We start from the raw sequence: 13,526 nt of genomic DNA, 5'->3' as shown, positions 1-13,526 counted from the left end.
GAGCATCACGGAAGCGAGCGCGCGAGCTTGTAAGAGTGATGCGAATAGCCATCTGTGAGCGAAGCGAACTCCGTAAGGGATACTCCCTTGTTCTCATATGAGGTAAACTCAGACAACGAGCAAGGGAGATGAGCATCACGGAAGCGAGCGCGCGAGCTTGTAAGAGTGATGCGAATAGCCATCTGTGAGCGAAGCGAACTCCGTAAGGGATACTCCCTTGTTCTCATATGAGGTAAACTCAGACAACGAGCAAGGGAGTATCCCACTAATCTCTGTTTCGTCAGCACGTTGGCCGATGACGCCCGACCGGGGCAGAGAACCACCTTTTAGGTGGTGGGAGAGACTTGTGGACTTTGGCAAACCCAACCACAAGAAAGGCTCCCATGTATATTACTGGTTTGCAGTGGGGTGTAACGATTGCGTTCATCCTCGGGCTTTTGGCCTATGACTTTTTCTTCCATGTGCGTAAGGCGCATGAACCGACCATCAAAGAGGCAGCAGTTTGGTCTGCGGTCTATGTTGGTCTGGCTTTGGCCTTCGGCCTGGTGATTCTCTGGTGGGACGGCCCCCAGTTCGCTGCCGAATACTATGGCGGCTACATCACCGAGAAGGCTTTGAGCGTCGATAACCTCTTTGTCTTCCTGATTATTATGGCCTCCTTCAAGGTGCCGCGGGCTGATCAGCAGAAAGTTCTGCTCTTCGGTATCATTTTCGCGATAATTGCTCGCACCATCTTTATTCTGTTGGGTGCTGCTGCTATCGAGCGTTGGAGCTGGGTTTTCTACCTCTTCGGTCTTATTCTGATTTACACCGCAGGTAACCTCATCAAGGGCGAAATCACTGATACCGAAGAGGACGAGGCCAATAATTTTATGGTCCGTCTAGCGAAGAAACTTTTCCACACCGTGGACTACTACGATGGCGATAAGCTTTTCACCGTTGTAAACGGTAAGAAGGTTATGACCCCCATGCTGCTGGTGATGGTTGCCATCGGCGGTACCGACATCCTCTTCGCATTAGACTCCATTCCCGCGATTTTCGGTTTGACCCAGGAAGCCTACATCGTTTTCACCGCTACCGCTTTCTCCCTGATGGGTCTGCGTCAGCTCTACTTCTTGATTGACGGTCTGCTGGATCGCCTCATCTACCTCTCCTGGGGCCTGTCCATCATTCTCGCCTTCATTGGCGTCAAGCTGCTCCTTCACGCTCTGCACGAGAACACTTTGGGCTTCATCAATGATGGCCAGCCGGTTCACGTCTTTGAGATTGAAATCCACCAATCACTCATTGTGATTGTTGGCGTTCTGGTCATCACCGTGCTGGCTTCCCTCTACAGCCCCAAGGGTAAGGCGCTGGGCACCATCCAGCGCGTCCAAACACTGTCCCAGAAGTACCTGGACCTGCCCGCGGACGCTTCACCTGAGGAGCGCGCTAAGATTCAGAGTCAGCTTGAGGAAGCAACCGCCAAGTCCCGAGAAATCCCTCAGAAGTACCGTGATGAGCTCATCGAATCTGAGACCGAGTACCAAGACCTGGTAGCTCGAGCTCGCGGTGAGCACGAGACTCACATGAGCTAAAACCTCACACTAATCCCCTCATGACTGTTTGGTCATGAGGGGTTTTTTTTGAGGTGCAGCTTGGTGCTGAGGGGCGAATGAGAGCCTTACTGCGTTCCACCGTCAATCACCTGTTGCTTTTCGTTCTCAACGTCTGATGCCATACTGTTCTGGTTCATGTTGCCGAAGGCATTACCCGTCACAATGACCTCCTGGTTGCCGTCTTCTACCCAGAAACCTACCCCCTGGCCGGGATTCTCTGAATCTCGGTTGAAGGACTGACATCCGATGAGCTGGGTGCCAGGTGCATCTTTAGAGATGTGGAAGCCGTGGGCCTCACCCAGCATGGCGCTGCCACTGAGGTTATCCTTGTGACCATTGGAATCGGCTATGCAGCTGACAAAGGAGTTATTCCCGTATTTAATGAGGAAGCCGTGCCCGCCGTTGTCCTGCGCTTCGCACTGGTTGAAGGTGTTTCTAGTGGCTTTAATGTAGAAACCGGCGCCAGATTTCTCATCACCCTGCAGAGCAACAGACCGTTTGGAGTACCAGGTTTTCACCTGGGACCAGCTGGTGTTGGTGGCATAAACTTCCACCGTAGCGGCGTCCACCTTAGCGAGATTGGCTGAGGAAAGGTCAATCATAGAGAACATGTTATCCGCAGCCCCTGCCGCAAAGGATTCGCCTACCACCAGGGCAGATCGCAAGAATCTTCTACCGCGGATACACTCCACGGTCATGCCCTGGTCATCAACTCCCTTCAATTTGATGCCCATGTCCAGGTCCCAGAGCGTGATACCTGAAACGCGGTGAGCAGCGTCAGGGTCGGACGGCTTGGGCCCATTGTGAGTGTTATAGAGGATACCGACTACGTTTTCTGCGGAATCGGCGTGCTGGAAGGCGTCCTGACCGGGCTTAATGCTGAGGTCGTGTAGCCCTGAGCGATAGACCGGGTCGGTGTTGTTCTTCTTGTCTGTTCCGATGCGAAAGACACCAGCAAGCTCACCCCAGGTGCCCACCGGCATGAACTGGGTGGACTCACCCAAACCAAAAAAGCTGACTTGGTGGCGCATTTCGATGCCCTCATCGTCCACTGCGTAGAGCCCAGGAGGGAAGACGATAGCACCGCCACCGTTCTCAGCCAGGGTCGTGGAGAGCTGGTTGATTCTTGCATTGACCGGTGTAGAGCCATCATTTACCACGCCCTCGTCGGTAGCGATGAGCAGACGGGAACCGGTATTAGCTGACGCGGGTGAAGCGTTCATCGAAGATGCAAGAAGAGCTAGTGCGCCCCCACCCAGAAACTGTGCGCGTGTCGGCAAAGCCCCCCCCAAAAAATATTCTGCCAGCACGTGCTGGATGGTGGGCTATCGGCAATTCTTGCCCTTCATAAAATAGCTCCACCTGACCACCAACAATTTTACTGCACCCACCACGGGGCGTCTCTGGGATGATTAGCACATATCGGCCAGCAGGTTTTTAAGGTGTCCCAGAATCAGAGTGCCGTCTTGACCCAGACCATCGTGGTGGTGGGTTTGAGATGTCCAAACCAGAGTATTGCCTACCCAATCAGCGGTTGCCATGGAGTGCTGGTAGTCCACGTAAATATCGGGAACATAGGCTGCAGCTACCAGCGGTACCTGGTTAGCAGCTAACTGCTGGTGATCATAGAGACGGCCCCAGTCATCCTTCTGCGCTAGTATCTCCGCTACCTCCGCCAGGGGACGCAGGGCAGGGTCTTCCTGGTAATACCAGGGAAAAATATGTTCGCCGGTAAAAAGTAGAGTTGTAGCGTCCGGGGCGAAATCTTCTCTTTCACTGTGCATACGGGCTGCGGACCAACTCGTGGGCGAAGCGGAGGGGGAGTCGGTACCATCGGCGTAAATGGTCTCGTGCATGAGAGCGTACAGAGGGTTACCCTGAAAACTGACCAGGGCGTTGACATCTGCCAAGAACTGGTCCGATAGCCACTGCCCGGACTCCGCGAAAGCTGACTCAAGAATATAGTGCAACCCGTGCACCCGCCCGTTGCCACCCAACAGATGGCCCAGCATCTGGAAGCGGTGCGGGGTGAGGCGCTCGCCGGTGGGCAGGAGTTCTTCTCGATGTGCAAGGTGGTCAGCAATACGAACAGCTAGCTCTTCATCTTCGGGGTACCACCCGTAGTACTCTCGGTTGCGCTCTGCCACCCGCTCATAGGTATGGCGGTAGACCTCATCAACGTGAGCACGGATGGGCGCCAAACCCGCCGTCATCCGCGAATCCTTGATACTTTCGGGGGCGAAGGAGAGATAACTGAGGGTGAGGAAACCGCCATAACTCTGACCCATGGTGCTCCACCGCTGATCGCTGCGGTCAGCTAGGAGGAAACCTCTCACCACTTCAGCGTCTGCGATGATGGAATCCGCCCTGAAAAGTTCGCAGTATTCGGCCTGAATGTCGGAGCTGCCCAGCGCCGAAAGTGTGCGTGCAGTGAGGGGAGTGGAGTTACCCGTGCCGCGCTGATCCAAGAGCACTAGCCGGTGGGTTTTAGCAAGTTCTGCAACCCAGCCTCCATCTGAGACCGGGCGCGGGCTTTTACCACCGGGGCCGCCCTGTAGGTAGACCATGTAGGGGCGGCTCTCCACCTCACTCGTGAGGGCTGAGGAAGTGTCAATAATTTCGCGGGCGAAAATGGTGATGCTGTGAGGTGCAAAACGTGAGGACGCCGCGGCGTCCGCTCCCTTGCCATAGACGAGACCGTGGGTGGCGGGCACCGTGAACCAGTGGTCAATGAGTTTGAGATTACCGAAGCTGTGGGTAGCTCCCACCCTGTGCGTTGCTGCGGGAAAAGTTGGGTGGTGGGGGGCTGCCATGATGCTCCTTTGCATGGGGGCTGTTATGAAATGTTTCGCTTCTACTCTAGTCAACATCCTGACGGTGACCAGCCAATTCGGCGGGGGTCACCCCGGGGTTTCTGAGCTGATTGACTCGGGTTGCATAATAATGGGTGCGCCGAGGAAGCACTGCGCATTCATCAGACGGTCTTTCCCTCTGCTGTGCTGCTGCTGAAGTTAACTCCATGGAGGAAGCCAACTACTGTCTCCAGCTGACTATTATGCAGGTGCAGACTCAAGTTTTTTAGTGACAGATGAGGGTTGCCGGGATGGACTGTGCAGTAACCTGGTGGGTATGACTGAACAGAACCCCCTGCTGGCAGCCTCCACCCTGCCTTACCAGCTCCCTGACTTTGCAAGCATCCGCACGGAGCACTACCTCCCTGCCATTAAAGCCGGGCTGTCTGAAGCTCGGGCGGCTTACACCCGTATTGCCCAGAGCACAGATGAGCCGACTTTCGATAACGTAGTAACTGTTCTGGAAGGTCCTTCGGACACCCTTTACCGTGCGGTGACCATCTTTTATAACATCACTTCAGCGGATGGTACCGATGAACTGTTGGCACTAGAAGGCACCGTTACCGAGCTTTTGACCGAGCTAGCTAACGAGTTGCATCTTAACCCCGCTGTATTTGCCAAGCTGGACGCCGTCTACGCCCGCCGCCACGAACTGGGGCTGGTAGGGGAGCAGCTTCGCCTCACCGAGAAGTACCACCAGGAATTTGTGCTGGCAGGCGCTGCTCTATCTGAAGAAGACCGGGCTACCCTGGCTGAACTGAACCTCACCATCGCCCGTGCCGAAACAGAGTTCGGCCAGCAGGTCACCAAGGATCTCAACGCCGCTGCAGTGCTGGTGACCGACGAGAAGGATCTAGCTGGGCTCAGCCAGGCCGGGCGAGCCTCCGCACGGGCAGCAGCCAAAGACGCCGGGCATGAAAACGGTTGGTTAATTACCTTTGGTCTACCTACCCAGCAAACTATTCTGTCTCAGTTAGAGAACCGTAGTTTGCGTGAGCGCATCTACAAAGCCAGTACCGAGCGTGGTGATAACACCTGGAGCCTGGCGGCAAAAATTGCTGACCTGCGTGCTCAGAAAGCCGCTCTGCTGGGGTTTGATGCCTTTGCTGCGCTCGCGGTGGCAGACCGTACTGCCCAGACCCCCGATGCCGTGGAGCGTCTGTTTACTCAGACCAGCGCCCCTGCCATGACGAACGCTGACAGGGAGGCGGAGAAAATTGCTGCTGCCGCAACTGCCGACGGTATCGACAAAATTGAACCCTGGGACTGGATGTTCTACAGCGATCGGGTTGAAGCCGCAGAATATGCCGTCGACCTAGCTGCCCTGCAGCCCTACTTCGTGCTAGATCGTGTACTGGAAGACGGCGTCTTCTATGCCGCCCAGCGAGTGTACGGCCTGAGCTTTACCGAGCGCACCGACCTGACCGGCTACCACCCCCAGGTGCGTATCTGGGAGGTCTTTGATGCGGACGGTACGGGCATCGGTCTCTTCCTGGGCGACTTCTTTACCCGTGAGACCAAGCGTGGCGGTGCCTGGATGAACAACCTGGTCGACCAGTCTCATGCTGAGAGCACCAACCCGGTGGTAGTCAACAACCTCAACATTTCAGCCCCGGCACCTGGGCAGCCAGCTTTCGTTAACTTTGACGAGCTCAGGACCCTTTTCCACGAGTTTGGGCACGCTCTGCACGGTCTTCTCTCAGATACCACCTACCGTTCGATTTCCGGCACCAACGTGGAGCGGGACATCGTGGAGTACCCCAGCCAGGTCAACGAAATGTGGATTCTTCACCCGGAGATTCTGCCTAACTATGCCCTGCACTACCAGACCGGCGAGCCCGTGCCCGCGGAGCTTATTGACAGCGTCAAGAAAGCTGAGCAGTGGGGCGAGGGGCAGGGAACCGTAGAATACCTGCGCGCTGCAGTGCTGGACTGGGCATGGCACACCCTCCCGGCGAGCTCTGCCGGTGAACCCGTGGCTGACCCGCTGGCCTTTGAACAGCAGGCACTGCAGGACGCCGGGCTCTGGCACCCGCTGATCGAATCCCGCTACCGTACCAGCTACCTCAACCACACCTTCTCGGGTGGTTATGCAGCCGGTTATTACTCCTATCTGTGGGCTGAGGTCTTTGATGCGGACACAGTCGCCTGGTACGAAGCCAACGGCGGGCTGACCCGTGAGAACGGTGATGCCTACCGCCGCAACATCCTGGCTATCGGCGGGTCTAAGCCCATCCCCGAAGGGTTCAAGGAGCTAACCGGTAGAGAGGCTGACATCCAGCCGTTGCTCAAGCGCCGCGGCCTGCTCTAAAACCACAAACCCTGACCCTCACCAACTGTTGGAGGTCAGGGTTTTTCGATGTACAACCGAAGTAATTCTGCACCAGGAGGCACAGTACCTTAGGCGGCCTTCACCTCAAGAATGCGTACCACCGGCGAGCCCTCTTCGTCTGAAGCGACTAGATCAATCTCGGCAGTAATCGCCCAATCGTGGTCATTATCAGAATCAGCCAGTACCTGGCGGACTTTCCACACACCGGGGTGCTCAGAAACATCGTCATCCAGCTCGAAAAGCTTGGGTGAGCGCGCATCAGCATCGGTGTAGATATCCTCGTGATCGTCGAAGAAGTCATCCATGGCATCGGCCCAACGGTCAGCGTCCCAGCCAGAGCGCTCGCCGTCCAGCTCACCCAGAATCTTCTCGCGTTCGTCGGCAAATAGCTCGACGCGACGGAAGAGGGCGTTGCGCACCATCACCTTGAAAGCACGCGAATTGGAAGTCACCTTGGGAGCTGATTCAGCAACCAGTTCCTCCAGAGAATCCTGCACCGGCATGGCGTCCTCACCATTTGCCAGGCGTTCCCACTCATCTACCAGGGAGGAGTCGGTCTGACGGATGACCTCACCTAGCCACTCGATAATATCGGTCAGCTCGTCGGTCAGAGCCGAGAGCGGCACCGTCTGGCGCAGTGCCTTGTAGGCGTCCGATAGGTAGCGCAGCAGAATGCCTTCTGAACGCTCTAAGCCGTAGTACTTGATGAAGTCTCCGAAGCCCATGGCGCGCTCGTACATATCACGCACCACACTCTTGGGTTCTAGCTCGAACTCCTTCATGAAAGGCGCTCCAGCTGAGTAGGTCTCAAAGGCCTGCTCCAGCAGGTCAGCCAGGGGCTGGGCGTAGGTGATTTTGTCCAGCTCAGCCATGCGTTCGTTGTAGTCCATGCCCTCAGCCTTCATCTCGGCGAGTGCTTCGCTCTTAGCCTTTTTCTCCTGACCAATGAGCACCTGGCGGGGGCGTTCAAGGGTAGCTTCGATGATAGAGACAGCGTCCAGGGCGTAGTCCGGTGATTCTTTATCCAGCAGAGACAGGGATGCCAGCGCGAAGGGGGAGAGCGGCTGGTTGAGGGCGAAGTTCTCCTGCAGGGAGACGGTCAGGCGGACGGTGCGGCCGAACTCATCAGGCTCAGGCAGGCGTTCGACCACGCCACCGTTGAGTAGCTCACGGTAGATACCAATCGCCTTGCGCTTAAGCGCCCGCTGCTTGACCGGTGGCTCGTGGTTGGCGGTGAGGAAGAGCATGACGGTCTTAAAGGGGTCAGCCTCCCGCTGTAGCATGTTGAGCATCATGGAGTGGGTGAGCTGGAAGGAGGAAGTAAGCGGCTCGGGTTCAGCTTCAACCAGCTGCTCAAAGGTTTTCTCACTCCACGCCACAAAGCCCTGGGGCGGCTTCTTCTTTTTGCCGCGTAGGGACTGAGCCATTTTCTTCTCGTCGCCATCAAACTTGGCACGTGCCTTAGCTTCGAGCTTGTCGTTTTCGATCTCGTGCTCGGGTGCCTGCACCACCACATAACCGGCGGTGTCAAAGCCAGCTCGGCCTGCGCGTCCTGCGATCTGGTGGAATTCACGGGATTTGAGGCGGCGGGTGCGCTGGCCGTCAAACTTAGAGAGGGCAGTGATCAGCACGGTGCGAATGGGGACGTTGATACCCACGCCCAGGGTGTCAGTACCACAAATGACCTTGAGCAGACCCGCCTGCGCCAGCTGCTCTACCAGTCGGCGGTACTTGGGCAACATGCCGGCGTGGTGAATGCCGATGCCGTTCTTGATGTACTTCTGCAAGGTCTTGCCGAAACCCGCCGAGAAGCGGAAACCAGCGGTGAGCTCGTTGATGCGTTCTTTATCATCCTTGGACGCAATCGGCAAGCTCATCAGGGAGGCCGCAGTGTCAATGGCCTGCACCTGAGAGAAGTGAACAATATAGACCGGGGCTTGGTGGGTGCTGACCAGCTCATTGACGGTCTCGACCAGCGGTTCGCGGCTGTAGGCGTAGTTCAGCGGGATGGGGCGGGTCTCACTGGTGACCAGCACTGACTCCCTGCCCGTCAGCTCGGTCATTTCCCTCTCAAAGCGCAGGGTATCGCCCAGGGTGGCGCTCATGAGCAAAAACTGTGCCTGGGGCAGATCCAGCAGGGGAGCCTGCCAAGCCCATCCGCGCTGAGGGTCAGAGTAGAAATGGAACTCGTCCATGATCACTTGGGTGAGGTCTGCGCCCTCGCCCTCGCGCAGGACGATATTGGCAAGGATCTCTGCGGTGCAGCAGATAATGGGGGCGTTGGCGTTGATGGACGAATCACCGGTCACCATACCCACGTTCTCAGCCCCAAAAATTTCGCAAAGATCAAAGAACTTCTCAGACACCAGCGCCTTAATGGGCGCGGTGTAGTAGGAGCGCTGGCCGGCAGCCAGACCGATAAAGTGCGCCGCCACCGCAACCGTCGACTTACCGGAACCGGTAGGGGTCGCCAGAATGACATTGTTGCCGTTAGCCAGCTCAAGAACCGCCTCGTCCTGGGCAGGGTAGAGCTCCATACCGCGGGCTGCAATCCAGCCCAAAAACGCTTCGTAGGCTTCATCGCCGGTCAGCGGGTTAGATGCAAAATCCCCGCGGAAGTACTTATTCTGGGGATCGGCAAGGGAAGGGGAGAGATATTCAAGAATCTTCATGATGCTTCCCATTCTAGTGCGTCACCTTGCGCTTAGGGCACTGTTTGATGAGGCTGGCTTCGTTGGAGGAAAATGCGGGGTGCGCCCGTGCGAGGAGGAAAAAGGTCAGTGGGCTAGAAGCTCACCCGATGCCGGGAGTCCCTTACGTTGCCTTCCTTGACATATTCGCTCAAGAAAGTCATTGTGACCCTTGTCAAACCCTGAGATGTATCTGTACTGTAGCTGTAGACACAACCGCACACTAAATCTTGAAAGGGGGGAGAAAACCATGAATACAAAATGTGGAACCATGAACATTTCCCCGCGGGTTTCCCCAGTTAGAACTAGTTAAGTTAGTTGTTAGTGCTGTGACCTACCGGGTGAGCGAAGTTCTTCACTGGTAGGTTTTTTCATGCCCTGACCCGTACATCCTTCGAAGAGATGAGGGTTGGGCGCGGCAGGGACCTATCTCTGATGGGAGCTTCACCGTCAACACCGTACAATGACGCTTGATACCAGAGATTTTAGGATGCAACCGTGGCAGAGATAGCAGAAGACCAAGACCCTCAACAAAAATTCCGATTGGCCCCATCGGGGTGGCGTTGGCGACCCGTCCACTTTTTACCCTTTGTCTTAGACCTGATTTCATCATTGATGCTGGTTTATCTACCAGTTTTGGTGGGCCGTATTATTGACCTGCATTTGGCTGGGGATACAGAGCGGGCCTGGCAACTCATGTGGTGGATGGTTGCTATCATCCTGTACTTTGCCTTCAATGAGCGTGCTGCCTGGGGCATTACATTCCGTGTGGTGGCCCGATTGGAACGGGATTGGAAGCTCTATATCGGTCAGCTGATGCGTCAATCCACTCAGCGTGACACCGGTGCGTTGATCGCAATTTTAAATAAGGATTCTCGGAGCCTGTCCATGCTCTGGCACCCCATGCTTCTAGCGTCATCCTCCCTGGGCGTCACTGTTTTTGGCACCTACCAGCTCTGGCGTATTAGCCCGGCTGTTGCGCTTGTTTCTCTGGTGGGTTTGATCTTGACTCTGGGCATCTTGACCTGGATTTCTAAGGTGCTTGAGAAACACTCGGACGCCTTCCGCGAGACGGTCGGTAAGAGCACCTCAAAAGCTAGCGACATCGCCTCATCTATCCGTACCATTCTGGGCCTGGGGGCGCAGAACCGCATGATGGGCCGATACCGGAACACAGCGCAGGAAGTTTATACAGCTCAGCTCAAACTTGAGAGCGTGCAAACCTGGTCCTTTGCCGCTCGTAACTTCCTGGTGGGCACCGTGACCATGCTGGCAATCGCTTTTGCCCTGCGCGGTGTACTGCAGGACGGTGTATGGATGACTGATATTCCCGCCGGGCAGTTGGTCACTATCGTTGGGTTGGTCAACACGCTGACGGGCCCCATCTGGTCAGTTGAGATGCTACTGTTTTCCTGGCGTAATGCCCGGGTGGCTCTTAAACGCGTACACCGACTAGAAGCTGACGTCAAAAGCGCGGCCCAAGATGACGCCAATGAGGTCCATGCTCGAAGCGAGGGTGCGTACATTGATATTCCTAAGACCGACACCGTTGTTCACTACATCAACCCTCGTGACCATCAGCTGACAGCCCAGGACTACGCCGAAGCACTCACTGCCTCCCTGCGCAAACGTGAAGCCCACATGAGTAACACCACCCCGCGCCGCGTCCTGCTCTCAGAACCCAACCCTATGATCTTTGCAGGAACCCTGCGCGATCACCTGCAATTGGGCACAGCGGGGCTAGACGATGAGCTGATGGTTGAACTTCTGAAAATCACTGACTCTGAAGAAATTGCTTTCCGACTAGGCGGCAGAGAACCTCAGGCTTACTTACAAGCAGAGATTAGCTCTGAAGGCACCAACCTATCAGGTGGCCAACGTCAGCGCTTGGCGCTGGCAAGGGCTCTCGCTCAACAGGCTGAGATTTTGGTCCTCACTGAGCCGTTGAACTCGGTGGATGAACCCAGCCAGAAGTTTATTCTCGATCGGCTGGAAACAAGGGCGGGCAGGGGAGCTCTCAGCCAGTTCCAGCAAATTTACATTGTCAGTACCACGATGGAAGCTGAGCGGCGTATCGCTGCCGGTCATCGCCAGCCTGCTTACGTCAGAGTCCAGGAGGTGCAGGAGGCTATTACGGCCTCCATCCAGAAGGTTGAATTCATTCAGGTCAAAGACCCGCAGAGCGTGGGGCTGACCGTACAGGCTAAGGACGGTGATTACCGTGGCTCAACTCCTACCGGTAACCCCCACAGGTAAAACTTGGGCGCTGCTATGGCGTTCTGTCAAAAAGACCCCCTGGCAGTTCGCCCTGCTCATCATGCTGTTTGTGGCTAGCTCTCTGATTTCCTTGGTCATGCCGTTGGCGGTAGGCCTCCTCATTGATAGGGCTTCGACCGGTCAGCTCACCGGTTTTCCCTGGGGTTTCCTGGGTGCTATTGCTGCAGCGACTATAGGTGGAGCTCTGCTGACCCGGGCTTGGACTTTTCAGGGCCAGAGGTTGGGTGTGCGTCTGAACCGGGACCTAGGTATCGATCTGGTGGACGCCTCCCTTAGCCTGGATGCGCAAACGGTGGAGGATGCGGGTTCTGGCGACCTGCTTTCGCGTCTTACCGACGACATCGACTCGGTGAGGCAGGTACTGGCTCAGGGTCTACCTGAGTTTGGGTTCATTGTGGTGATGATGCTGGTAACCATTGGTTCCATCTTCACAGTCAACCCCTACATTGGTCTGGTCACTGTGCCCATGGTAGTGGTCATGACCGTAATGCTCTCCATTTTTCTCCCCAGAATCGGGGCACGCATCAAACAGAAAACTGAGGCTGTCTCTGCTTTCACCGTAGCGTCCACCGAGAACATCCGCGGTGCCTCCACCATTGAGGAGCTGGGTGTTCAGCAGGCACGTCTGAGGGTGCAACAAGACCGGGCCGAGGATGTTTACCGAATCGCTGACCGGTTGGTTGTGATTCGCTCAACCTACTGGGCGTTGGACGGTTTCAACTCTTACCTGCCCCTGGTACTTTCCATCATGTGGGGTGCTGTCTGCGTTCAAAACGGCTGGGCAACCTGGGGGGACGCCGCCACGGCTTCAATCCTGCTCTTCAACATGCGAATCAACGCCGATATCTTCACCTATTGGTTAGATAAGCTGCGGGAAATGTCAGTCACCATGGGCCGCGTCTTCGGCGTGATTGACCTAGCTGAACATCAGGCTCGAGGGCGCGCAACCCGCGCTGAGGAGGCCTCCACTCAATCAGCAGCAGTTGCGGCGCTCGCAGAGGCAGCTCCCAGCTCCAGTCAAAATAGCGTGGTGAGCTTGCGCGATGTTACCTACGGTTATTCGGCGCAGAACCCGGTGATTCGTTCCATTAGTTTGGAACTGCTTCCCGGTGAAACAGTTGCTCTAGTGGGGCGCTCCGGGTCAGGTAAAACCACCCTGGCGCGACTTATCGCTGGTTCACTAACTGCTGACCGGGGGAGCGTCCTGGTTCAAGGCCAACCGGTGGGCAATGGGCTCTACCCCACCCAGGTGGACCAAGCCGGGCGTCCTGCCCTGCTGATCTGTACCCAGGAAGCCCACCTCTTTCTGGGTACAGTCTCAGAGAACATGCTGGTAGCAGCGCCGGCAGCCAGCCACCAGCAGCAGCTAAATGCCCTGGAAGCTGTGGGAGCTGATTGGGTTGCTCATTTGCCCAACGGCCTGGAAACAGAAATAGGTGGTAGCGCCCACGAGCTGACACGGGATCAGATCCAGCAACTTGCACTGGCGCGTATCGTAGCGGCCAACCCGCACGCCGTCATCCTGGACGAATCCACCACCCAGCTTGATCTGGCGGACGCCCGTGAATCATTGAGGGCTGTCATGCAGGGCAGGGCGGTCATTATCATTTCGCATGATGCCCGCATAGCCTCCCTTGCTGACCGGGCCGTACTCCTAGAGGAGGGCGAGCTGGTGGCTGAGGGCAGCCCGGCTGAAATCTTTGCCCGAGCCTAATCGGCGGCGTCCTGCCCACATTCACGGGTAGGGCGCCGCAGGTCCAGTTTTCAACACAGCCGT

7 protein-coding genes are annotated in these 13,526 nt (G+C 56.4%); 4 read left to right on the top strand and 3 right to left on the bottom strand.

Going from position 1 to position 13,526, the window contains the following annotated elements; translation table 11 throughout:
• The first annotated feature begins 383 nt into the window (after positions 1–383).
• A complete protein-coding gene (locus ABD982_RS05680) occupies positions 384–1,577 on the top strand; it encodes a TerC family protein (protein WP_345445459.1) in 1,194 nt (397 codons plus the stop codon).
• 86 nt (positions 1,578–1,663) lie between these two features.
• Here the strand turns inward: ABD982_RS05680 and ABD982_RS05675 are convergent, their stop codons facing one another.
• Entirely contained in the window at positions 1,664–2,821 is a 1,158-nt protein-coding gene (locus ABD982_RS05675; RefSeq protein ID WP_251379946.1) for a hypothetical protein, read from the bottom strand.
• 189 nt (positions 2,822–3,010) lie between these two features.
• Positions 3,011–4,411: an alpha/beta fold hydrolase gene (locus ABD982_RS05670; RefSeq protein WP_345445456.1), complete on the bottom strand. Its 1,401-nt coding sequence runs from the start codon at positions 4,409–4,411 to the stop codon at positions 3,011–3,013.
• 316 nt (positions 4,412–4,727) lie between these two features.
• Here ABD982_RS05670 and ABD982_RS05665 point away from each other — a divergent pair, with 316 nt between their 5' ends.
• Positions 4,728–6,761: a M3 family metallopeptidase gene (locus ABD982_RS05665; RefSeq protein ID WP_345445453.1), complete on the top strand. Its 2,034-nt coding sequence runs from the start codon at positions 4,728–4,730 to the stop codon at positions 6,759–6,761.
• Positions 6,762–6,850: 89 nt separating this feature from the next.
• On the opposite strand, the gene ABD982_RS05660 is transcribed toward ABD982_RS05665, so the two are convergent.
• A complete protein-coding gene (locus tag ABD982_RS05660; protein ID WP_345445451.1) occupies positions 6,851–9,454 on the bottom strand; it encodes a DEAD/DEAH box helicase in 2,604 nt (867 codons plus the stop codon).
• Between the two features lie 516 nt (positions 9,455–9,970).
• On the opposite strand from ABD982_RS05660, the gene ABD982_RS05655 reads away from it, so the two are divergent.
• Together ABD982_RS05655 and ABD982_RS05650 are read left to right on the top strand one after the other, a co-directional pair.
• Entirely contained in the window at positions 9,971–11,728 is a 1,758-nt protein-coding gene (locus ABD982_RS05655; RefSeq protein ID WP_345445450.1) for an ABC transporter transmembrane domain-containing protein, read from the top strand.
• Positions 11,694–13,463, top strand: a complete 1,770-nt coding sequence (locus ABD982_RS05650; protein WP_345445449.1) for an ABC transporter ATP-binding protein — start codon at positions 11,694–11,696, stop codon at positions 13,461–13,463. Before ABD982_RS05655 ends, ABD982_RS05650 begins: the two co-directional genes overlap by 35 nt.
• The last annotated feature ends 63 nt before the right edge of the window (positions 13,464–13,526 follow it).

The organism is Rothia endophytica, from assembly GCF_039543885.1.
Classification (GTDB): domain Bacteria; phylum Actinomycetota; class Actinomycetes; order Actinomycetales; family Micrococcaceae; genus Rothia; species Rothia endophytica.
The sequence above is the reverse complement of the archived record's forward strand: the minus strand, read 5'-3'. Positions and strand labels throughout refer to the sequence as shown.

Bases quoted from the DNA above. Each gene is read 5' to 3' on its own strand.
- ABD982_RS05680 (WP_345445459.1), top strand. From the start codon at position 384: ATGTATATTACTGGTTTGCAGTGGGGTGTAACGATTGCGTTCATCCTC.
- ABD982_RS05675 (WP_251379946.1), bottom strand. From the start codon at position 2,821: ATGAACGCTTCACCCGCGTCAGCTAATACCGGTTCCCGTCTGCTCATC.
- ABD982_RS05670 (WP_345445456.1), bottom strand. From the start codon at position 4,411: ATGGCAGCCCCCCACCACCCAACTTTTCCCGCAGCAACGCACAGGGTG.
- ABD982_RS05665 (WP_345445453.1), top strand. From the start codon at position 4,728: ATGACTGAACAGAACCCCCTGCTGGCAGCCTCCACCCTGCCTTACCAG.
- ABD982_RS05660 (WP_345445451.1), bottom strand. From the start codon at position 9,454: ATGAAGATTCTTGAATATCTCTCCCCTTCCCTTGCCGATCCCCAGAAT.